19 protein-coding genes are annotated in these 23537 nt (G+C 47.3%); 7 read left to right on the plus strand and 12 right to left on the minus strand.

Going from position 1 to position 23537, the window contains the following annotated elements:
- The first annotated feature begins 89 nt into the window (after positions 1–89).
- From IPL71_RS06825 to IPL71_RS06835, 3 genes are read left to right on the plus strand one after another with little or no spacing between them, the layout of a single operon-like run.
- Positions 90–746 carry an FHA domain-containing protein gene (locus IPL71_RS06825; RefSeq protein WP_345320126.1) on the plus strand — a complete coding sequence of 219 codons (657 nt, stop codon included), beginning with the start codon at positions 90–92 and terminating at the stop codon, positions 744–746.
- A 6-nt stretch (positions 747–752) separates the two neighbouring features.
- A complete protein-coding gene (locus tag IPL71_RS06830; RefSeq protein ID WP_345320128.1) occupies positions 753–1226 on the plus strand; it encodes a HugZ family pyridoxamine 5'-phosphate oxidase in 474 nt (157 codons plus the stop codon).
- Between the two features lie 58 nt (positions 1227–1284).
- A complete protein-coding gene (locus tag IPL71_RS06835) occupies positions 1285–2094 on the plus strand; it encodes a PIG-L deacetylase family protein (RefSeq protein ID WP_345320130.1) in 810 nt (269 codons plus the stop codon).
- 143 nt (positions 2095–2237) lie between these two features.
- Here the strand turns inward: IPL71_RS06835 and IPL71_RS06840 are convergent, their stop codons facing one another.
- The 4 genes from IPL71_RS06840 to IPL71_RS06855 all read right to left on the minus strand — a co-directional run bounded on the left by IPL71_RS06840 (position 2238) and on the right by IPL71_RS06855 (position 6994).
- Positions 2238–3197, minus strand: coding sequence for a hypothetical protein (locus tag IPL71_RS06840; RefSeq protein WP_345320132.1), 960 nt, complete (start codon positions 3195–3197; stop codon positions 2238–2240).
- Positions 3106–3378 (minus strand): CpXC domain-containing protein, encoded by a 273-nt coding sequence (locus IPL71_RS06845; RefSeq protein ID WP_345320134.1) that lies wholly within the window; start codon positions 3376–3378, stop codon positions 3106–3108. The genes IPL71_RS06840 and IPL71_RS06845 overlap by 92 nt, the downstream gene beginning before the upstream one ends.
- 153 nt (positions 3379–3531) lie before the next feature.
- Positions 3532–5340 carry an oligoendopeptidase F gene (pepF, locus tag IPL71_RS06850; protein ID WP_345320136.1) on the minus strand — a complete coding sequence of 603 codons (1809 nt, stop codon included), beginning with the start codon at positions 5338–5340 and terminating at the stop codon, positions 3532–3534.
- A 61-nt stretch (positions 5341–5401) separates the two neighbouring features.
- Complete coding sequence (locus IPL71_RS06855) at positions 5402–6994, minus strand: sensor histidine kinase (RefSeq protein WP_345320138.1); 1593 nt, start codon at positions 6992–6994, stop codon at positions 5402–5404.
- A 328-nt stretch (positions 6995–7322) separates the two neighbouring features.
- On the opposite strand from IPL71_RS06855, the gene IPL71_RS06860 reads away from it, so the two are divergent.
- Both IPL71_RS06860 and IPL71_RS06865 read left to right on the plus strand, forming a co-directional pair.
- Positions 7323–16244 (plus strand): sortase, encoded by an 8922-nt coding sequence (locus IPL71_RS06860; RefSeq protein WP_345320140.1) that lies wholly within the window; start codon positions 7323–7325, stop codon positions 16242–16244.
- A 322-nt stretch (positions 16245–16566) separates the two neighbouring features.
- A complete protein-coding gene (locus IPL71_RS06865) occupies positions 16567–16911 on the plus strand; it encodes an STAS domain-containing protein (protein WP_345320142.1) in 345 nt (114 codons plus the stop codon).
- Positions 16912–16983: 72 nt separating this feature from the next.
- On the opposite strand, the gene IPL71_RS06870 is transcribed toward IPL71_RS06865, so the two are convergent.
- On the minus strand, positions 16984–17649 hold the full coding sequence (locus IPL71_RS06870; RefSeq protein ID WP_345320144.1) for a DUF3891 family protein: 666 nt from the start codon (positions 17647–17649) through the stop codon (positions 16984–16986).
- 265 nt (positions 17650–17914) lie between these two features.
- Between IPL71_RS06870 and IPL71_RS06875 the strand changes: the two genes are divergently transcribed.
- Both IPL71_RS06875 and IPL71_RS06880 read left to right on the plus strand, forming a co-directional pair.
- The gene (locus tag IPL71_RS06875) at positions 17915–18331 is read left to right on the plus strand and encodes a nitroreductase family deazaflavin-dependent oxidoreductase (protein ID WP_345320146.1); all 417 of its coding nucleotides are present in this window, start codon (positions 17915–17917) and stop codon (positions 18329–18331) included.
- Between the two features lie 501 nt (positions 18332–18832).
- Positions 18833–19447 carry a hypothetical protein gene (locus tag IPL71_RS06880; protein ID WP_345320148.1) on the plus strand — a complete coding sequence of 205 codons (615 nt, stop codon included), beginning with the start codon at positions 18833–18835 and terminating at the stop codon, positions 19445–19447.
- On the opposite strand, the gene IPL71_RS06885 is transcribed toward IPL71_RS06880, so the two are convergent.
- From IPL71_RS06885 to IPL71_RS06915, 7 genes are all read right to left on the minus strand, one after another.
- The gene (locus IPL71_RS06885; RefSeq protein WP_345320150.1) at positions 19410–19748 is read right to left on the minus strand and encodes a hypothetical protein; all 339 of its coding nucleotides are present in this window, start codon (positions 19746–19748) and stop codon (positions 19410–19412) included. The two genes, IPL71_RS06880 and IPL71_RS06885, sit on opposite strands and share 38 nt — an antisense overlap.
- A 254-nt stretch (positions 19749–20002) precedes the next feature.
- On the minus strand, positions 20003–20227 hold the full coding sequence (locus IPL71_RS06890) for a PIN domain-containing protein (protein ID WP_345320152.1): 225 nt from the start codon (positions 20225–20227) through the stop codon (positions 20003–20005).
- A 47-nt stretch (positions 20228–20274) separates the two neighbouring features.
- Positions 20275–20448: a PIN domain-containing protein gene (locus IPL71_RS06895; RefSeq protein WP_345320154.1), complete on the minus strand. Its 174-nt coding sequence runs from the start codon at positions 20446–20448 to the stop codon at positions 20275–20277.
- Between the two features lie 3 nt (positions 20449–20451).
- Positions 20452–20736: an AbrB/MazE/SpoVT family DNA-binding domain-containing protein gene (locus IPL71_RS06900; protein ID WP_345320156.1), complete on the minus strand. Its 285-nt coding sequence runs from the start codon at positions 20734–20736 to the stop codon at positions 20452–20454.
- 220 nt (positions 20737–20956) lie between these two features.
- Positions 20957–21886, minus strand: a complete 930-nt coding sequence (locus IPL71_RS06905) for a LysM peptidoglycan-binding domain-containing protein (protein WP_345320158.1) — start codon at positions 21884–21886, stop codon at positions 20957–20959.
- A gap of 47 nt (positions 21887–21933) precedes the next feature.
- Positions 21934–22449: a hypothetical protein gene (locus tag IPL71_RS06910; RefSeq protein ID WP_345320160.1), complete on the minus strand. Its 516-nt coding sequence runs from the start codon at positions 22447–22449 to the stop codon at positions 21934–21936.
- 172 nt (positions 22450–22621) lie between these two features.
- On the minus strand, positions 22622–23527 hold the full coding sequence (locus IPL71_RS06915) for a hypothetical protein (RefSeq protein ID WP_345320162.1): 906 nt from the start codon (positions 23525–23527) through the stop codon (positions 22622–22624).
- Positions 23528–23537: the final 10 nt, after the last annotated feature.

The following is a 23537-nucleotide window of genomic DNA, read 5'->3' on the forward strand; positions in this document are numbered from 1 at the left end:
TTTCTGCTATATTATAAACGTCTTTTGTTAATAAAGAGGACTTACTATTTTAGCGGACTGAAGTCCGAATTCCAATTATTGAGGCAATTATGGATCATGAAGAAGATTTTCCCATTCTGGTAGCGCAAGACGGCCCGCTCAAAGGTCAACGCTGGTCGGTAAGCCACACATTGATGGTGGGACGTGACCCCACCTGTGAGATCAATGTGCAGGATCGTCAGGTGTCTCGGTTTCATGCGCGTATCACGCCCACACCCGAAGGTGTGACCATCGAAGATCTGGGCAGCAAGAATGGAACAAATCACAATGGAACGGAACTCACCGCGCCAGTCATGCTGCAGGATGGCGACCTTTTGGGTATTGCGCTCGCACAGCAATTTTTATTCCTTACCTCAGATGCCACCATGCCGCTGGCTGAAAATGGTTCCCGTTCCGGGCGTTTGCTGATGGATCAAAAATCCCGTCGTGTTTGGGTAAATCAACAGCAGGTTACGCCGCCTTTATCTGCACAGCAATTCAAGTTGTTGTGGATGTTATATGAAAAGCAGGGACAGGTCATTGCCCGTACAGAACTTGTAACGGTTGTATGGGGTGAAGACCAAATGGCGGGCGTATCTGATCAGGCATTGGATGCCCTTATCCGCCGTCTGCGTGACCGTCTGGCCGCGCTCGACCCAACACATCAATATATTGACACCGTGCGCGGACATGGCGTGCGGTTGGATAATCCCATAATTGGGGAATGATATAGCATGGATGCTCAATCAGAAAAATTACTGGCTCAAATGATTCGCAATACGCGGCTGGCTTCACTTGGCACACTGCGCGAGGGAGCGCCGCGAGTCTCAATGGTGGCTTTTGTTCCCGCGGAGGATTTTTCCGCGTTCTATATCCATGTCAGCCGGCTTGCCCAGCACACCGTTGACATGCAAAAAGATAAACAGGTTGGATTCCTGATCGCAGAAACAGATGATGGCCGCGCCGACCCGCAGACACTCGGGCGCGTGTCCATCCGTGCCAGTGCCGAGATGATCCAAAATGGTGAGCCGGGATACACACCGCTCAAGGAACTCTATCTCGCGCGTTTCCCTGAAGCCGAACAATTCTTCAAGCTGGCTGATTTCAGTTTTTGGCGCATCAAGCCCAAAGGCGGAAGATTCGTGGCCGGCTTTGCAAAGGCCTATAACATCACAGTCGAAACTTTACAGAAAGTTTCAGAACGTTAATTAAGACATCCGAAGTTACAAGACTTCGGATGTTATCTTTTAATTAAGGAACTTCAACATGAACACATTAAACCTGCTCGCTGTTTTTGCACATCCAGATGACGAATCAATGGGAATGGGCGCCACGCTGGCAAAGTATTCTGCCGAAGGAGTGGACACACACCTCATCTGCGCTTCTCGCGGCGAGAGAGGCTGGTTCGGTTCCGAGGAGCAGTTTCCAGGTCCGGAAAGACTCGGCCAAATCCGCACTGTGGAATTGCAGAACGCCGTCCGCGAATTGGGGATGAAGAGTCTGCACTTCCTCGATTACATTGATGGGGATGTGGATCAGGCGCCGCATGTTGAAGCCATTGCAAAGATCGTCACGCACATCCGCAAAATAAAACCGCAAGTGGTGGTGACCTTTCCGCCTGACGGCAACTACGGCCACCCCGATCATGTGGCCATCGGACAATTCACCTGCGCCGCAATTGTCTGTGCCGCAGATTCTTCCTACGTCGACCCGCAGGGACTCGCTGCCCATTGTGTGTCAAAACTTTATTACATGGTGGATGGCGAGAACTTTATCAATCTGGTCGCGCCTTTTATGGGCGACATGACCTTCCCCGTGGACGATCAGATACGCGGCGAATTTCCGTGGAAGGACTGGATGATCACCACCAAAATTGATATGGCCGAACATTGCATCGCTGCCTGGAAAGCTATTCAATGTCATCAAAGTCAATTGTCAACGCTTGGCGCACTGGCAGAACTGCCCTCTGACTCTGCCGCATCTGTGCTCGCCATGCAAGGGACTTTCTATCGCGCTTTTAGTTTGGTGAACGGCGGCAGAAAGATCGAAAGCGATTTCTTTGAGGGCTTGAGATAAAGTTAAATTTAAAAGATTAAAAGACTTCCGAAGTCTGCTTGGAGTCTTTCCGGTTAAAGCTCCTCAAAACAGACTTCGGAAGTCTGCATCTTAAAACAGACTGCAAAAAAAGAGACCGTCACATTCGTGGCGGTCTCTTCGTGCTAACCCATATTTTTCTTCATCACACGTTTCAGAGCAACTTTATAGATCTCAGTCAACTTGCCGGTCATGGCCTGGGCCTCGGGGTTGGCATCGCCCTGTGATTCGATCTGGGCGATCAGTCCGCTTAGTGCATCCACGAACTGCTGATTGACGATCTCCTCATTTTCCGAAAGCATCTGTTCCACAGCGGCCTCATCGGGCGTTTGCAGCAACTGCTCAATGAACGCGATCTCTGGCGGGGGAGCGCTGGCAGATTGCAGCACCTGCACCATCTTTTGCAGTTTGCCCATCCGCGTGTAATCATTTGACTCGGAAGCCTGCCGCAGCAACTGGTTAACCACTTCCGCCGCATCCTGTGTAAAGGCTTCGATATTTTCCTGCGTGGCCTTTTCCACATCTTCCTGATTCAAAATATTTTCAACAAATTCCTGCGCCTGCTTGAAACGCGCCTCAAGTTGTTTATCCACATCGGCTACAAATCCCAGCAGCTTCTCGCGGATCGACTCAAGCCTTGTCTTTTCCTCTGCCGCAGCCTGCTCGATCTTATCGCTCAAATTCTGGAAGAAGACATAGTCCATGCCGCCGCGGGCCAGTGAAACATAAGCGCGGATGCGCGCCTCGCTCGGGGCCGCGATGACGAAATCCAGCAACAGTTCGCGGGTGAGACTTTTCCCCGCATCCTGCAGGACCTTTGTAGCTGCTTCCATTTCCGCGACAGATTCCTTAAGCTGACGGCCGAACGCGGTCTCTTCCAGCAGTTGTTTTTGCAGCTCGATCAACGCGCGCGCGATTGGCTCCTGTCCGCTTTGCATGGCGTTTTGCGCGATGCGGCTGAACAACCCGAAGAACTGCTCGTCAATATTCTTTTCATTCTGTTTGATCAATTCCAACCGCGCATCCGCCGAGGTCATCTGGAGCAGTTTCTCGATCAACAGCACCCGCTCCTGCTGTGTTGTCATGATACACAACAGGAGTGGCAAGGCGGCCATCATATCCACAGTGCGGACAGCGCGCATGATTCGATTGTCCGCTCAACAAGCGCTGCTTGGCGGCGGGTTCATAAGTCACGTCGAAAAGCTGTTCAACGTTGGCTGCAATAATTTGTCTACAGCGAGGGCACGAAATTTGAGTTTGAGGCATGAAATGATTTCCGATTTTTTAGATTTACGATTTTAGATTTATGATTTTAGATTGGTCGTGTACTTTCACAAATTACGAATCACGGATCATCAACAATCTCGTGATTCGTAATTACCAATTACCAATTACCAATTACTGATCTACCAACCAACACTACCCAACCAATTCTTCCAACCGATCAATGTAGCCTTCCATCACAGCAAAGGTTTCTTCGACGGCTTTGGGAGTGGTCAGATTCACGCCGGCATTCTTGAGCACATCCAACGGATAGACCGATGAGCCGGATTTCAGGAAGCCGAGATAATCTTCCACGGCGTTCGGTTCGTTGCGCAGGATTCTGCCGGAGAGCGCGTGCGCGCCAGAGATGCCGGTGGCATACGCGTATACATAATAATCAGAGAAGAGATGACCAAACGTAGACCACACCATTCCCACGCGCGGACGGTCTACTTTCACCTTGGGACCAAATCCCTCGGTAAACAGATCAGCCATCAGGTCGATCATTGAATCGGCGGTCAGGGATTCGCCGCGTTCCACCCGTTGATGAGTCTCCAGCTCGAAGCGAGCGAGAGTCGGCATCTGGAAGAAATATCTAAAGAAGTTGCCGCCGACCGCTTCCTCGATCAAAGAGATCAGGAAGTTCTTATCGGTGATGGTCTTGAGCAAATGTCCGCGCATCATGGCTTGATTGAAATTGGAAGCCACTTCTGCCACGAACAATGAATAATCAGAATAAGCGAGCGGCTGATTCTTCCAAGTCAGATACGAATGCATCGAGTGACCGAGTTCGTGCGCCAATGTGCTCATGCTGCCCACTTCATCGGTGTAGCTCATCATGATGAATGGGTAGGTGCCCGAAGCGCCCCATGAGAACGCGCCGTTTGATTTGCCCTGGTTGGGATACACATCCACCCAGCGTTCTTTGAGGCAGCCCTTGCGGACGGTGTCTACATAATCCTTGCCGAGCGGTGCGAGACTGTCACAGATCAGGTCTACGGCTTTTTCGTAGGAAACCTTGGTCTTCTTCTTGGCAATTGGCGCCCACATATCGTAGTAGTTGATTTCTTTTAACTTCAAGGCCTTGCGGCGAATTTCAAAATAACGGTGCCAGACTGGTAAATTCTTTTTGAAGGTGTCGATTAAATTATGGAAAACTTCAACGGGAATATTATTCTCAAACAGTGATGCCGAAAGCGAATTTTCATGTTTGCGTACTTGGCTGTAAAAAACATTCGCCTTGATCGAAGTGGTCAGATTGGTGGCAAGCGTATTCTTGAATTCAAGATGCTTGTCCATGTAACTTTCGAACGCGCTTTGTCTTACTTTGCGGTCAGGATGTTCCATCAGCGCGGTGTGGAAGTTGCCCTGTGTCACGACAACTTTTTTGCCTTTGCTGTCCATCGCGGGCGCAAATTTGAAATCGGCATTGGTCAACATGCTGCTGCTGTTGCCTGCTCCGCCCAACGCATCGCTGACCATGCCCAACACTTCTTCCACTTCGCCCGAACGCACATGCGCCTGCTTGCGGAAGAGGTTGTTCATATTATGAGCCTGAACTGCCAGCTTCGTATTTTGCTTCATCCACTCATCGAGTTTGGGTTTCCCGATCAAAAGCAATTCAGGATTGATAAAGGCAATGGCTCCGGCGATCTGTCCGTACACGGCTTGTGCCTTGCCATACATGGCCGCTGAATTTTGATTTGTGGTATCCACATTATATGAAAAGCCCGCATATACAAAGACATGCATCATGCGTTTCATCAGGTCTTCCACCAGATCAAGCGCTTTTACCAGTGTTTCGGCGCTTTCACCCAGCCGGCCTTCATAATTCTTGATTGCGGGCAGATCGGCAAGGATCTTCTTTACTTCCGCTTCCCAATCTTTTTTGGATTTAAAAACGCTTTCCGCATTCCATGTGTACTTTTTATTCACTTTACTGCGAGGGGGAATTGAGGTTGCCATATGTTTTCCTTTTCCATGAAGATGGGATTATTTTACCTTGATTTGCAACGGCACTACAGAATCAGCGCGGAAGGGAGAAGCAGATTCTCGCGCCACGGCGTAGACCGCCGTCAGGATTCGTGTCAGCCCAGATGCGCCCGCCGTGCGCTTCGACAATTGCGCGCGCGAGGTAGAGTCCCAGTCCGGCGCCCTTCGTCTGCTTGACGGCATTCGTCGAACGATAGAAGCGGTCAAAAATATGCGGCAGGTCTTTGGCTTCAATTCCATCGCCTTCATCACTGACGCAAATGATCACTTGTTCAGGGCGCATGGATCCGCTGATCTTGATCTCACCATCGGGTGCGTACTTTAATGCATTCGAAACCAGATTGGAGATGACCTGTTCAATGCGTGTTTCATCACCAATGATGACAGGGAAATTTTCTGGGAAATCAGTGACAAGCTTATGCTTTGGAGATTGCGACGCGAAACGCTCGGTCACACGTACCGCAAGGCTGGGGATGGCAACATCAGCCTGATGCAAGCTCAAGCCGCCTGCTTGCAAACGCAAGGCATCAAGCAGATCGTCGATCATCTTCGATAACCGGTCCGCTTCTTCTTCGATGACAGCCAGCGAATCGCTGATGGTGGCCTTATCCCATTTGGCATCATCCCGCCGCAAAGTGGACGCGTATCCTTTTATCAGCGCAACCGGCGTCCGCAGTTCGTGGCTGACGATCGAGATAAAGGTCGCCTTGATCTCATCCGCAGTTCTAAAGTGGGTAATATCGCGCACACTGACAAAGATATTGCGCAATTTTTTTTCACCGGAAAGCAAAGGCGCATAGGTGATTCCCACCGGCAGATGAGGCGGTAACGGCCTTGAAATATCGCCTTCTACATATAAAGTGGCATTGGGCGTCAGCGGCCAGCCTTCTGTGACAGATTCTTCGAGTGTTCGTCCTTGCGGCTCTTTCTTCCAACGCACGATCTCATTGTGTTTCTTTCCGACGATCTCTTCACGTGTCAGACCGTATAATTTTTCAAAGGCGGCATTGCATCTTTCGATCACCTGATCTGCATTCAGGATCAAAATCCCATCGGCTGCAGAATCGAGCAGCGCATCGAGACGTTGTTTCTCATAAGAGACCTGTCCATAAAGTTGTGCGTTGAATACCGCAATCGCGGCCTGATCTGCAAAAGATTGCAGTAACACACGGTCGTTGGGCGTGAACAGGTCGGCATAATTACGGAAGATAAAGATTACGCCGATCACCTGTCCGTGGGCGGCGAGGGGCAGACCGGTGCCGTTGAGCAATCCCATACTGGCGGTGTAGGTCAAATCTTTTAACATGCGATTAAGTTCAAGTACATCCAGTTCGCCGACCTTCTCTTCGGCCAGTAAAGGTGTGAGGTAACTTAAAAATGCCGGAGCAATGCCATGCGCGGCGGTCACGCGCCAGCCGTCGGGTTGTTTAAGCGCGATTAATCCCGCCTGCCCCGCCAGCATTTCAATCGAGACGCGCAAAATGCGCGCCAGCAGTTTCTCAAGGTCTAATTCCTGAGTCAGCAGACGTGAGATTTCGAGTAAATAATCTCGTTGACGAACGCGGAAATCCGGGAGCATGTTGGAAGGAAGCATAGGGAAGGAAAAATAGTGAATGGTATCTATCAACTTACTTTGCTATTCTATCACTCGCAGGCAGTTGACGTGTGTAAGAGTTGCGTAAGCGAAAAATGGCTTCAAAATAATTACAAAACTGTTATTTCAATCAGTTGACATGGATAAATAACACTACTACAATCTTTTGAAATTAGTACTTTTGGGTGATGACACGGATGCATTGACCCAACACTTGGATTGGTCGCTTCTCTTTTTTTTGTGGAGTAAATGTGTTGGCGAGCAAACAGCGAAACCGGCCGTTAGTTGGTCTGATTTGCTGTTTTTTTCTATATATTTAAGTTTCAATTTTTTCAATTTTTTTATTCAAAGGATGTGCGCCATGTTGAGATCATTCAAATTGCTATTTTTGACCGTTGTGATGATAGCTTCTCTGTTCCTGGGTCCGGTTACGCCTGCCTACGCGTTGACATACCCGGCTGAGATCAATAAAAGCTTTACGCCGATTGCGATTGTCTCGGGTGGTGTTTCCAAATTACGGGTTACCATTTATAACCCGAATGCAAACCCATTGACCAATGCAGGTTGGACGGATAACTTGATCGGTGTGCAGCCGGGCTTGTCTATTGCGAATCCACCTAACATGACTCAAACTTGTGGTGGGTCTGCAATAGTGACTGCGGTGGCAGGTGGAACCACGATTTCTTTAAGTGGGGGAACTGTCCCACGGCAGATCGTGAACACTCCCGGCAGTTGCTATGTTGAAGTGGATGTCACTTCAACTACACCCGGCAATCTGATCAACACACTTCCAGCAAGTGTTCTCACGGCTACCACTCTTGATGGCGCTACACCCGTTGCGATTACCAACACGACACCAGCCAGCGCCACTCTAAATGTGATTGGTGTGCAGCCGCCTTCTTTGAGCAAAGGCTTTGTGCCCAATACGATTTCAGTTGGGCAGAAAAGTACGTTAACGATTACTCTTCGTAATAACGATACCAAAAACCCGCTGACCCAGACCACACTTACTGATTATTTACCCGCGAATGTGGTATTGGCGACCCCGGTACAACATTTAGCAGTTCCCATCTTAAGTGGCTGCGGCGGTTCAGCAACATTGTTGAACGGGCCGGGTGGAACTCCTGTTGCTCCAGGTGACACCGCGTTGACGCTCAATAATGCGACCATTGCAAAAACCTCCAACTGTGTGATTACGGTGGATGTCACTTCATTAAATCAAGGTTCTTATCTAAATACGATTCCTGCCGGCCCAGCTGGACTTGGTTCAATTAGCACCCGTGAAGGTGTCACCAATGCCAGCCTGGCGAGTGACACATTAAATGTTCAGGCGTTTACCTTGAACAAGTCATTTGCGACCTCGCCCATTGCGGCGGGTGGTGTCAGCCTGATGACGATTACCATTAATAATATTGCCAGTATTCCTTATACCGGCGTTACATTGACCGATACCTTCCTCGCTCCCGCCGCTGACAATCTGGAGTTTTTAGATGACGCCTCGAAGACCACGACTTGTATTAGTGGCTCGGAGGTAATCACCATTTCACGGGTTGCGCCGGCGGTAAATTTGGACAATCGATTGGTACTGACGAATGGCAGTATCGCCGCCAACTCATCCTGTACGATTACGGTCAACGTCCGTGCCAAATTGGGGACACCAGCCGCAACTTATACAAATAATATTCCCATCGGGGCGATGTCCACCACTCAAGGCGCTACCAATCACGCGCCCGCTTCTGCCACTTTAGCTGTTACATCGCTCTCGATTGGCAAAGCCTTTTCGCCGACTACTTTTGCGGCCGGGCAAACCAGCATGTTGACGATCACAATTACAAACCCTTCTGCCAGCCCTTTTACTGCTGCTACTTTGGCAGATACCCTGCCCACTACCCCTAATAGCAACTTAAGATATACAGGCACGCCAACCACTACTTGTACTACCGGGAGCGATGGCGCAGCCGTTGCTCTTTCTGGTGCGCCAACCCGTACAGTCACCTTGACGAGCGGCACGATTCCAGCCAACAGTACCTGTACCATCACGGCCACAGTCACAACTGATGCAACCGCACCATCACAGGCATATACAGCTACAGCGAATCAAAATCTCATTCCTGCTGGTGCGCTATCAACATTTGAAGGTGGGACGAACGTTGCACTTGCAAGAGCTCCAGTTACGGTTACTACCGTTACCGTTGGCAAAGCTTATGCACCCACTACGGTGGCTTACCCCAATGCAAGTCTTTTGACGATTACGATTACCAACCCGAGAACCGGCGGCGCGTTGACAGGCATTACCTTAACTGACGTTTTGGACTCCCACCTCGAAATTGTTAATACAACTTCCACTCCACCTTCACCAGACCCAGTTACTAATTGTAATGCTTCTACAACCCCAGTACTGACGGCTACAGTTGGCACTCAAACCATCAGTCTGAGCAATGGCTCATTAGCCGCAGCACCAGCCGCAGCGACTTCATGTACTATTACAGTCTATGTCAGACCAAAAGTTGATACATCTGCAGGCACTTTCCAAAATATAATTGCTATTGGAGATTTAGATACCGCTGGTCCAGGCCCGACCAATAGCGTTGCCGCTACTGCGAATCTAACAGTAAACGCAGTCAGTGTTAGCAAAGCCTTCCAATTTTCAAGTTTTCAGGCAGGCACAAATAATACCCTGACCATCACCCTCACAAATTCCACTGGGTTTAACTATACCGGTGCGAATATCTCCGACACTCTACCTGCCACGCCGAATACCAACCTGAGGTTTACAGGTACCCCAACGACGACTTGTGCTGGTGGGGCTGTTGTCTTATCTGGCGCACCCACAACGCGCACTGTAACGATGACTGGCGGTACCATCCCTGCCCTTGGCAGTTGTACCATTACCGCCACCGTCACCACAGATGCGAGCGCACCAAATGCGGCTTATACCGGAGCAAACTCAAACACGATTCCGATTGGTGCTTTGCTCACAGATCAGTTAGTTAGTAATACCACCGCTGCAACGGCGCCCGTCACGGTTTATTCCACTGGCGCGGGTATGACGGCAGCCAAGTCTTTCTCACCTGCAACCATTAACAACGGCGGAAACTCAGACCTGTTATTAACTTTCACCGCACCTGTTGATACTGCGCTTAGTGCTTTTTCCTTTACTGATACTTTCCCAGTGGGTATGACGATCAGCAACTCAACGCCTGCCACCAATACTTGCGGTGGCACGCTGACTGCTGATACAGGTACTGGCGTTATTTCCTTAACTGGCGGCAACATTGCCATTGGAGCTTCCTGTACGGTGCATGTCTTCGTCACCAGTGATACGGGCAGCGGGGCAGGGGTGGTTTATCCCAATACGATTAACCCGATTGATATTACCAACACCGAAGCCAGGTCAATCCCTGGTGCGGTTACAGCGAATTTGACTGTGCTGACTCCCAGCACATTAACCATGGCAAAGGCTTTCTACCCAACGATTGTCAACCCGAACGGCCTTTCGACCTTAAGAATTACCTTATCGAACACAAACCTCGCTGCATTGGTCAATGTTTCATTAACAGACACAACGCCGGGTTGGCCCGGCACTTTAACCAATGGATTCGTAGTGGCTCCCACACCCAATGCCAGCACTACTTGCGGTACTGGCGTCATTACAGCCGTTCCTGGGTCGCGGACAATTTCCATGGCAAATGGAGTCGTCCCGGCACAAGTGGATGGCATCCCCGGTCTTTGTACAATTGACGTAAACGTTCAGGGAAAATCTACAAACGGCGCAGTTGCTGCCACATATACCAATACGATTCCTGCCGCAAACGTGATCGGGACCATTCAAGGCACAGGCTCAACCATGAACGCGTTGGCTCCAGCCACTGCCGATATTACGGTGCGTAACATCACGCTCGAAGTCGTTAAAGGTTTTGTGCCTCAATTGGTTTATGGCGGCACAGTCTCACAGATGAGCATCACCTTAAGGAATCCAAGCGCGGCAGCAGAGTTAACTGGCATCTCTTTTACCGATAACATGTTTATCTCCGGGGATCCAGTCCCAACTAAAAATTATCCAGCAGGCCAAATGATTATCGCCACTCCGCCCAATTTTGACCCTTCAGATTGTGGACCAGCCGCTGTGATAACAGGTACCCCTGGTGGCAGCACTTTTTCATTTAGCGGCGGCTATCTTGCGCCTGATACAGAATGTACGCTGACACTTGATGTGTCGATGACTGTTAACGGGAACCGCACAAATAGAATTCCTGCTTTCACAGTCACCTCTTTCAATGGAGCGTCGAATCCTACTCCGGCTGAAGCCTCACTCACCAACCTAGCGGGTGCGAGCATTGACAAGAGTTTTTCTCCCATCCTGCTGCCTGCCGGTCTGGGAAATTACTCCTTGCTAACCATTACAATCCGCACCACTGCGCTTGTTGCTTTGACCAATTTAGGTTTTGTAGATAATCTTCCAGCCGGCTTGGAAGTATCGGGCGGGTCTGCGCCTGCTGCGGTTAATAACTGCGGCGGTACCTTGTCGGCTGCGCCGGGAGATACCACAATTCAATTGACGGGCGGTATCCTTAACCTTGGCTTTAGTACCTGCACCATGGTCATTCCGATTTCTGGCGCTTTGCCGGGTGCATATACCAATACCATCCCAACCAACACCCTCACCAATAATGAAACGATTTCCAATGTGGAGCCTGCGATAGATACGCTCACGCTCACTCCATACAGTCTTGGAAATCGTGTTTGGTACGATACGAATAATGATGGCTTGCTGAATAATAGTGAAGTGGGCATCAATGGCGTGCGCGTGAATTTGTACAAGGATAACGGCGCAACTCCCGGTGTTTATGATGTAACCGATACCTTTGTTGGCTTTCAAACCACCAATTCTTTAGGTTACTATCGCTTTGATGGACTGGGCGCTGATAATTATATTGTGACCATTCCAGCAGATAACTTCCGCGCGGTGACGGGCGAAAATGTCCCCGGCGATCCATTGGCTGGATATTTAAGCAGCGGATCATCCTTAGCCGCAGATGGTTCTGTTTCTGACAGTTACGGTCCCGACCCTGACAACACTGTGACGGATAACGATGATAATGGCGTAACCACCTTCGTCAGCAATGTTCTGAACTATGTCTCAGCACAGGCAGTGACCATCGGAACAGGATCAACTGAACCGACGACTGATGCGGATCCACTTCCAAATCCGGGTGCAGGCGAAGCGGTCGATAATCAAAGTGATCGCACTGTGGATTTTGGTTTCTATCGTCAGCAGTTAAGCAATCAGATATTTAATGATCTCGATAATGACGGTATGTTTACAGGCGCAGATTCTCCACTGGCTGGCGCCATTGTGCAGTTGTATGCCAGCAATGGCACGACTGAAATTCTGGTTGGGCCTGATGGTATTTTGGGCACCGCAGATGATGCGGGGGGCGGGGTGACGACGCTGGCAGGTGGAACATATCTCTTTAGCGGGTTGCCTGCTGGTGATTACATTGTGAAAGTGACACCGCCATCTGGATACAGTACCGTTGACAGTGCAGATACGGCCACGCCGAATAGCAATGTTGACAGTAATGACAATGGACTCTTCACGAATCCCGGGCAGGTCTCCAGCAATGTGGTGACTCTTACACCTGGCGTTGTTGGCGTAAGTACAACAGTTACAAACAGTACAGGCACGACTCATAACCCGTCAATGGATTTTGGTTTTGTCCCGTTATATAGTTTGGGTAATCGTGTCTGGTTTGACACCAATAATGACAGTTTATTAAACGGTACTGAAGTTGGTGTCAACAATGTGCGCGTGGAGCTATACCTCGATAATGGCGGCACTCCGGGTGTTTTTGATCTCACGGATACTTTTGTCAACTTTGATACCACAGATGCGAACGGCTATTATCGCTTTGATGGATTAAACCCCGTTGACTATGTCGTTGTTATTCCTTCAACTCAATTTGTTCTCAACGGTCCGTTGGATGGATATTGGAGCAGCGGCACAAGTGTTGATATCGCAGGGAACATCAGCGATGTCACTGCCAATGATCCTGATATTGATGCAGATGATAGCGACGATAACGGCCTCTCAACGTTTGCCGGGAACAATATCAATTATGTATCCGCACAAACAGTGAAACTTGGCCCGGGTGCAAGCGAGCCGATCAATGATAACGATCCGGCGCTTAACCCTGAGACAGGCGAAGCGGCGAATGACCAAAGCAATCGTACAGTAGACTTCGGTTTCTATCATGTGAGCCTAAGTAATCAAGTCTTCTGGGATATTAATGCTGATGGTTTGTTCGACGCGGGCGATGTCGTGCTTGCCGATGCGATTGTGCGCTTATATGCCAGCAATGGAACGTCTGAAATTCTGGTTGGGCCGGATGGCATTTTAGGCACAGCAGATGATGCCGCAGGTGGTGTAACCACAGGCGTAAGCGGTACCTATCTGTTTAGCAATTTGCCCGCTGGCGACTATATTGTGAAAGTAACTCCGCCCGCCGGTTTTGCCAGCACTATGGATAATGCTGATAATCCGCCCACCAACGATACGACCACACCAAACGATAATATTGATAATAATGATAATGGTGTTGGCACACTCGGCGGTGAGGTTGCCAGTAACGCCGTTGCTCTCACACCCGGCGATGCTGATGTGAGTAATACCGTTACGAACAGCACTGGTACAACCCTTAACCCGACACTTGATTTCGGCTTTGTTCCAAATTCAAATCTTGAATTTAGCCTTGGGAATCGCGTATGGTTTGATACAAACAACGATGGATCGCTCAATGGCTCTGAGGTCGGAGTTAATAACGTAAGAGTTGAGTTATATCTGGATAACGGCACAACTGCCGGCGTGTATGATGCGAGCGACACTTTTGTCGATTTTGAAATTACAGATCCAAGCGGCCATTATCGTTTCGATAATCTGTCTGCTGGAAATTACGTGGTGCTCATTCCGCCGACTCAGTTTAGCACTGGCGGCCCGTTGGATGGGTATCTAAGCAGCGGGACGGTCATCTCAAACAGTGGCACAGTGACCGATGGAATTGGCCCCGACCCGGATGGTACTCCCGCTGACAGTGACGATAATGGCGCGAGCAATCTGATCAGTAATACGGTTAATTATGTTTCGTCTCAGGCTGTAACCCTCGGGCCAAGCACCAGCGAGCCGACCGGTGAGACGGATCCATTGACCAATCCTGATCTTAACGAAGAACCTGATAACCAAAGCAATCGCACAGTGGATTTTGGCTTCTATCGCCAGCAACTGAGCGACCAGATATTTGTCGACTCTAATAACGATGGCATCTTCAACAGTGGAGATTTGGCAATGACCGGTGCAACTGTGCAGTTGTTTACCGGTGATGGCTTGATTGAAATCAGAGTCGGACCGGATGGCATTTGGGGAACCGCCGACGATGCGGTTGGCGGTGTAACCACCGGCGTAGACGGCCTGTACTTGTTTGGCGGTTTACCGGCTGGCGATTATATTGTGAAAGTGACTCCGCCCTCCGGGTATGCCAGCACTGCGGATGTGAATGCAGATACCACCACGCCGAACAACAACGTGGATAATAATGACAATGGCGTTGGTGTAACAAGCGGACAGGTCTCCAGTAATGTTGTATCGTTAACTCCAGGCTTAACTGGATCCAGCACCATCGTTACAAACAGTACAGGGACAACGCTTAACCCATCCCTTGATTTTGGTTTTGTCCCATCCAATGGTTTCTTAAAGACCATTACTGGCACAAGTGAAACATTCACCAGCGGCACAAATGTGGCAATTGGTGAGATTGTGACCTACCAAATCACCATGGACCTGACGGCTTCCATCACATACAACAACGTTGTCGTGACAGACCGCATGGATAAAGGACTTGCTTTTGTGGATTGTGTTCTTGTGAATGTTGCTGGTACAGATGCGACAAGCACGGTTTGCCCGCCAGTGGTTTCTTCCATTGTAAATCCGGGCGATTCTGTGGCGAATCCGGCAAACGCGGGCAGGCAGGTTGTCTTTAATGTTGGCAATATCCCTGTCTCCGCCACAGATTCAACACTGGTAATTCAATATCGTGCCATCGTTCTGGATGTTATCGAAAATCAGGATGCCGGTACTTTGAATAACGCGGCAACTGTATCGTGGACGGGCGGCGTGCTTTCCTCAAGCGCGTCTAATGTGACCATTGTTGAACCTGACCTTGTCATTGAAAAATCAGCCGCCCCGGTGGTTAATGTCCCGTTGGGCACACCGGTTCAATTCACATTGACGATCAATCATACGTCTCCTGAAAGCACTGCTGATGCGTTCGATGTGGTAGTGACGGATATTCTGCCGTCTACACTTGAATATATTCCATGCAGTATTACCTATAGTGGATGGACACCAACCAGCCCGACATCACCCGCATATTGTCCGGGAGCCGCGACAGACCTTACCTTTACCTGGGACACTTTCCCGCGTGGTGAAGTTGCTGTGATCACATTCAGCGCCCGTCTTATGGGGGCGCCTGCTCTCAACGCAGCATCTGTTGCATGGACATCTCTGGATATTGACCCCGGATCGAATGGACTGCCTGTTCTACTTTCAACCTATAACACTGAATCCACTGAAAGATGGTATGACCCCCTGGATAATATCAATATCTATTCAGTATCTGACAGTATTGCGATTAATGTAGCGGGTACCGATGATGATGGAGATGATGATAATGTGAATCTGCCCAGATCCTTGCCCGCAACAGGGTTTGCTCCCGGTGTGATCACACCTCTGGCGCAACAACCGCTGGACAAGTTATATACAGCAACCGGAGTATGGCTGGAGATCCCAAGTCAGAATGTGAAGATGCAGATCGTCGGCGTGCCTCTGGTCAATGGAGATTGGGATATTTCATGGCTGTCGAGTGAAGCAGGCTGGTTGAATGGCACGGCTTTCCCCGGCTGGGACGGGAACAGCGCCCTTACAGGGCACGTAACCCTGCCAAACGGTAAAGCAGGCCCCTTTGCCGGATTAGGCAGCCTCAAGTGGGGAGACAAGATCATCATCCGCGCCAATGGCGAAGTGTACACTTTTGAGGTGCGTGAAAATCGCACGATCAAGCCATACATTACATCTGTTCTCAAACATGAAGAGGATGCCTGGCTCACGTTGATTACCTGCAAGACATACGATAAATCTACAAATACATACGCCAACCGTATTGCTGTGCGGGCCGTTTTGGTGAGTGTGAAAGAAGATGGTATTACAAATTACTCAAGCGGTGGGCGCTAACCAATAATAAAAAAGGACGGTGCTGCAAAGCACCGTCCTTTTTTGATTGGATTTTGTCGACATTAATTTTTTTGTCCACGAAGTTTACGAACAATACGAATTTCAGCTGTTTTGTGAATACTCTGTCTCCGTTTTTTATTGTGAGTTTTCCCATCCATCTTATAAACCTGTCAAAGAGCTGCGGAGAAATTATATGGATTATTAAGCGCGTTTTGCCGGCTTTAGTATCCAGTATTCATATGGAAAACGATAACCTGTTGTTAATATGAAAACCTCTTGAATTTAATATAATTGCCGCATTCTCAAAACACAGGTGATAAATATGGAAATGCATTACAGTGAACTGGACAATGGCATTAATTTGATCAAGCTTAACGGTAAATTGGACATCATCGGCGCAAGTGAAATCGAAAATAAGTTTGCGGGCTACTGCTCCGGTGACAAGGTCCGTGTGATCGTGGATTTATCGCAGGTGGATTTTCTCGCCTCCATTGGCATTCGTCTGCTGGTGTTGACTGCGAAATCTGTCACCAATCGCGGCGGGAAAATGGTGCTCTTAAGTCCCACCCCTGAAGTGCAGAGTGTCCTTGAAATCACGGGCATCCCGGCCATCATCCCCAGTTATTCTCATCTTGAATCTGCTGAAACAGTTTTGCTGGCTTCCTAAAAAATATTTTTCCGCAACAAAACGGCCTCGTTAACATGGTCTTTCTTAAGACCGGTTCGAGGCCGTTTTGTTTTATAGTTTTTGCAGCCGATAGGGCAGAATGGACGGATCGAGTCGTTCGGGATATCCATCCAATTGATAAGCGATCAAATAGCCCTCGTAGTTGTCAACCGAAAAAGGCCAGGGAGCAGCATGGATGATGCCATCGTCCACGGAATATTTGACGGAAACTTCCTCGTCTTTATCATTCCGTGGAAAGAGTGAGACGGAATCTGAAGCCGGTACATCAAAACAAAAATCGAAGGAGATCTGGTCGCAAAAATCTGTAATGCGATCCATACGGTCAAATAATTCTTTGGAAAGATGATGCTGCCGCAGTTGTTTGTCAATCGCCTGTGAAAATTCGGCGGTCATTGCTTTGCGTTCACTCGATTCGTCGTGACTGGACAACCGTCTCACATGGTATTTGGCGATTGTATCTGCAACGATATCTGAGTATTGGGTATAAAAACTGCGCCGCGTAATTGCATTCCATTCTTCTTTGCTCATCCCCCCAATCGGAGAATTATCCAATAGTCCATAGCCGCGGTCATGTAATCCCATACCCATCATCATGGAATTTCGCTCAACGGGTGGAAAATCAAAATCGGCATTGCCCCATAACATTGCCAGTGTTCCCACTAGCCTGAGATGTTCTGCTTGCGGTATTACGATCGGTCTGCGTTTGGACTTAAACACCTTGTATCTCCTGTTTGATACCGATAAGTTTTTTTGAATAAGAATGCAATTTTACATGTAATCTTGTGCCTTTGTAGGCGATAACTTACGCTAATTTAAAAACAAGAATGATCTCATCAACATTGTTTTGCTGACGCTGGCCGGGAATTGCTTTTTACTTATTGGCCCTTGATCTCTTTCTGCTTTTGAAGAACGTTAATTTTCAAAATCGGTAAGAGTGTGCGTTTTGATAGCATCAAAAACCTATATGGAAAAGGAGATTAATATGAGCGAAGTAAATGATTGGAATCAAAAAGTAATTGAAGAATTTCGAGCAAACGAAGGCTGGGTGGGCGGAAATTTTGAAGGCAAGACTCTGCTTCTTTTGCACACAACAGGCGCAAAGAGTCAGCAGGAGCGGATTAATCCCGTGGCCTGCATCAGAGATGGTGACCGTCTGGCGGTGATCGCCTCCAAGGCCGGGGCGCCGACCCATCCTGATTGGTATTACAACGTGGTTGCCAATCCGCTGGTGACCGTTGAAGTTGGTACGGAGAAAATTCAAGTCCGCGCTTCTGTGGCTGAAGAACCGGAGCGGACCCGCTTGTATGAAAAAATGATCGAGGTCATGCCCGGTTTTGACGAATATCGCCGCAAGACCACACGCGTGATCCCGGTGATCGTTCTGACTCCCGTAAAGTAATTTCCCGCTAAAACAAACAGCCCCGTGGACATGGTGATTAAGACCGGTCCATGGGGCTGTTGTTATATCTTGCAGTTACACTTTTTTTCAATTGTCACTTGCTTGAGTTGACTCAGTCAGCGGTTTGCCTGTGCCAAAGGACGCTGCGGATGTTTCCTTTACATAAATTTCAAGATGGCTGCAGTCGAGGCAAAGATAAGCTTCCGTTGCGAATACTTCAGTGACTTTTTCGCCCGGCGCTTTGACTGTTGTTCCATTCCCAGCCCAGGTTTCATCGATACTTCTATATATTTGAGTTGATCTGCATTTTGAGCAAGTGTTACTTTTCATCTTTTTTATCTCCTAAAGCGTTTGATGACTATACAGGGGATAAGTAAAAAATGACCTTATTGATAACCTCATCAATTTCTTCCCTAACCATGTATGCTGGAAACCAATGTACCATTTGATAACTCAGCACCTAACCATAAAATAATATAAATTTTGAAAAAGAGGTGCTGTGTGGAAGATGAAAAGCTAAAGGAATATTTTAAGTTTGACGAAGCAGACATAACCGTAAATCGTGGCGGTTCTCTCACGGAAAAGCAAAAGATCAGGATCATAGCGGAATTGAACGCAGACCGAAAAGGAAGAACCCGCTTTGCTTATTTCATGTTCTTTTTAGCGGCAATCGGAGTATTGATCGCGGTGGGGATATGGTTCGTTCCCGCATCCAGCATGGGATTACGAATTGGCTTTGGGATTGGCTTTGGGCTTGTGTGGCCTGCGATGTATGGTTTGATGGGAATGGTATTTTTGCCGCCAGCCGCCTATATGGAGCTGGGGCTTGCAAGCGAGACAGGGCGGGTCAACATTATAAAGGTGCAATCGCAAAATTCCAGCACGCACACAACCAGTACGCGCTATGATCTGTACATCGGAAACCGCCGATTTTTAGTGGACCCTAAAATTGGCAACGTCTTAATTCAGGGCGATGAATACACGGTATATTATCTAAAAAATTCAAACAAGATCATCTCGGCTGAATTTGTTTCCAAGAGGGAAGTAGTTGAAGTTGATACGGATATAAAAACTTTCTCTACGAACGTAACGAAGCTTCGGCCACAATTATCATGATGAACATTGACGTAAAGCTCAGTCCAGTGCCAAGGAGGGTTGAGACAAAGACCGAAACAAACACTGCCAAAATATTGTTCCAATGGAATTTGGAGATGATGGTCTTGGCAAGCACCCAGGCGAGGATGGGACAAAGGATCAGCGTGATGCCCAGACAGGCAAACCCTGTATTCACTGCAACATCCGCATTCATGAAGCCGTTAAGCAGGACAATTCCCCCGAACCCGAAAATGATCACGGACACAAGCACCAGAAGAGCCGTAACCACGGACGAGATGATGGAAGCTGTTTTTATTGACATGTAAGAGTCTCCTAATGTGATTTTACCTGCTCTCCCAAATAAAAAACGGTCTCGTGGACATTACGCCCGAGACCGTTTTATGTGACATTGCCAACGTATTCTCTCACCGCCCCCGCCGCGGACTAAAGCCCACGGCTACAAATATAAAGCCGACTTTCAGTCGGCTAGTCCGCTCGAAGCGGACTTCGCAGGAGTGGCCTAGACGTTAACGTCTGGGCGGGTTTCATCGCGGGAAAAGACGGGCGCTCTAGATATTATGTACTTAAATTTTCTCTTATCCAGGCAAGGACATCGCCTGGTGTTCCAATCTTGAGTCCCGATCTTTCGGCAACTTTCGGGTCCTCAAGAAAATGCTTATGATCGTGTGTCGCAAGGTAATCCACTTTTGCTGTTATTGCGGCAAGCAGAATAGGAACGTCATTGGGATCATCCATCAAGTATAAATTTGCTTGCACTTCTTCTTCTGAAGGATCTGGCACGATCCGGGCTCTTGATTTTTAATTTCTTTTGTACATCATCCAAATTGTCAGGAGATTTTCTGGCTATTGGAGCGTTTTGTCTCATTAACTACCATTTCGCTGATGATTAAGATAATATCTTCGGTTTCGCCAAGTTGAAGTAACACATGAGCCGCGCCTGTCTCAGAAATAATGCCGGCAATTAAAGCACTGCTGTCAAGAAAGATGTTGACCTTTTTCATTGACTACTTTCCAGAGGTTTTGACGTTGCTATATTTTTCTTGAAATATCTTTTTTCTTTCTTCTCTGATCGTTTCAAGCAGGTCGTCCATGTCAACATTTTCATCTTTTAAGTTTTTTGCTATTCGTCTGGAAAGGGTATCTACTTCCAAGACCTTTGGTTTAAGTAAAAAAGACCCGCCGCCCAAATCAATGACAGTAAAGACTTCCCCTTCTTGTAATTTGTATTTGTTGCGTAATTTGGCAGGGAAGGTGATTGACCCTTTGCCTCGCATTTGAACAGTGGTCATAGTTTTCTCCAGAAAATCGGAAATTCCGAATTTCCGACATTATAGCATGAAAGCAAAACGGTCTCGTGGACATTACGCCCGAGACCGTTTTTATGTGACATAACCAGCGCATTCTCTCACCGCACCCGCCGTGGACTAAAGCCCACGGCTACGAATACAAAGCCGACTTTTAGTCGGCTAGTCCGCTTCGAGCGGAGTTCTTACGCCCGAGACCGTTTTTTTATGGATAAGGAATACACAGCATTTGCCCCGCTTGGATGTAATGAGAATTATCAAGGTTGTTAGCTGCGACAATTTTTTCAGCCGTTGTAAAGTATTTATCGGATAACCTGAAAATATTATCACCTGCTTGTACCGAATAGGAGAAACCATTGTTGCTAATTGATTTGCAACAGGATGTATTTACTCGTATCATTTGATGCGTCGTGAAAGCACCCCAATTTATAAGTCTGTCACTGTTTCGAATTTCATTTTCTGAGACGGCAAACCAAGCAGCTACACTTTGCAAGGTGTCATTAGGTTGAATTACATACAAACAGTAGTTAGGAGAATTATCTATAGTTGTTGACTTTATTGGAAAAGGTGTTTCAATAACAAGAATCTGGGTAGATGCTACTTGAGATATGGGAACAGTTAATGTAATAGAGGGAGTTGTGCCCTGCAATAGTACAACAGGCGGTGATGTAGATGATGGCGTGCTTAATGGAGTGGGCGTTTCTTTCGTCAACATCCATACGGGTCTAGCCAAAACGATTATGCATGCAAACATTACTAAGGCAACAAAACCAACAAGAACAGGCTTCCAGCTAGGGTCTATTATTTCTGGAGGAGCCTCTCTGATAGCCCCAATTATTGTTCCTCCAGTTAATGTAACAAGGCTTATGCCGAATCCAGCTAAAGAACCTGTCAAAACACCTGCTACAGAAAGTTCCAATGTCGCATCAAAAAATATACCTTCCAACTCCTTTTTTATATAAGTCGATATGAACCATTCGAGAAAATTCCTGTTGTCTTGTATGAGTTTGCTGTCTGATTTCTCGTGAAGACCTACATGCCCTTTCCAGTCTGAAATGATCTTAAAAGTTTCGCCGTCTAAAGATACAGATTTACGACGGGGAGGGGTGCATCTGTTGCTCCAATGGTTTGGCATGGTATATCTGAGAGAAGTACTGATCGTAAAGAGGGTGTTCAGGAAGATTAAGCTCCACGAGTATATGTTTGCTGTAATTGTAATTGTTCCAATCGTGAAAATGAACCAATAAAATCGTACCTTCTAATTGGATAATTCGAACCATCATTCTTGTATTTGTATTCTGGTTCATTCAAATCTTCTGGAAGGGTAGCTTTTGGCGCAATATCAATAAGTGAGGAAAATTCTTCAAAGATCTTTTGGGTAATTTTCCAAGCTTCCCCTCTCACTTGGTAGTCAACACTATTAAGTAACCTTGCTATTCGTGGGTCAGTAATTGGCTTCCCTTTATTATTCTGAATAATTTTCACTAACAAGGAATATATAAACAAAAATAATATTGGGCTGCCCACCCTGGAATCTCGAAGCATTTGCACCAGAGCACTTGGAACTTCAAGGACATAGCCATGGATGGATGCGTTTTCTTTTATTTTAGTTGTGTCAAGTAGATCGAGAATAAAAAGAGATAAATCTAATAATATTGCTTGTCGTGGGTTATCGTTTGAAGTCTGACTTGGTTCCATTCCGCTTCTCCTAACCAGCCCTGGCCACAGTAAAACGAGAAATTTATGTCAACTCTATACCCTTCTTAACTCGCAAAATCCAAGTAATAAGTGTACAATTTAACCTGACAAACTTTCTCCGTACTTCATCAAGCGAACATTGTTAGACTCGGCATCGCCTCTTTTTTTTCTCTTATTCTTGAAGTTCTATGCTCGGAACAATTGAGTTTGCAATATTAATGCTCAAAACCCAAAGATTGTAAAGATTATTTAGCTTTTCTTTATCGTCACCTAATAGATTTTTGCCAAAGTCACCATCTGAAAATTGGAGTAAAGCTTTTGCTAAGATATCCAAAGATGATATCAGTTTCTTTTTCTCTACATCCTCGACTATGAGGCACTCGACGATAAATATTCTATCTCCCTGTTTTGCCATCTCGAATCTGTGTCTTTTAGTTTGAGCAGAGTCTTTTTTTCTTGCCAAAGCGACTAGACCACCCCATAGTTGTTGTAATACTACTCTTAAATCCATAGCAGATTGATGTACCATCCCGAGGCCAATTTTGGTCTTATTGTAGTTTTGGAGTGCGATGGTAAACATATCTCCTAAGTTTTCATTAATTTTATTTAAGCGTGGAGGCAGGTTTTCCTTCTTAGCTTTTTCTTTTGCTAAGTCTGAAAAGACTATGCTAACTTCCTCAATGGATTTTGATTCCAATGTAGTAAAAGTTGTAGTGTATGGTGCCAATACTTCCTTGGAGACTCGGTAGGTTTCAACAATTTCTGCATAGGCAGACGAGTCAGTGGTTCCAGATGTAAGTATGTACTTTCTTGCATCAGCGTTAATTTTAGACAAACCAGGCAGGTATGTATTTAATTGTTCTTCATCGTACTGTTCAAAAAGAAATAGTGGTTGTCCTCTTTCAGCTAGTATTGATTCTGGCATATTTTCAACAAAGAATAACTTTGCTTCATCTTCCTTGTTCTGCTCTTCAGCCTCAGATGCTACTTCAACTAGCTCTTTTACATTTTTTATATATTCTTTACGTTTTTTAATTTTGTTTTCCAATAACTTCCTCCATTCTTCTTTTTTGGACATTAAATACCTC

Source organism: Candidatus Villigracilis proximus, assembly GCF_016717045.1.
GTDB lineage: Bacteria > Chloroflexota > Anaerolineae > Anaerolineales > Villigracilaceae > Villigracilis > Villigracilis proximus.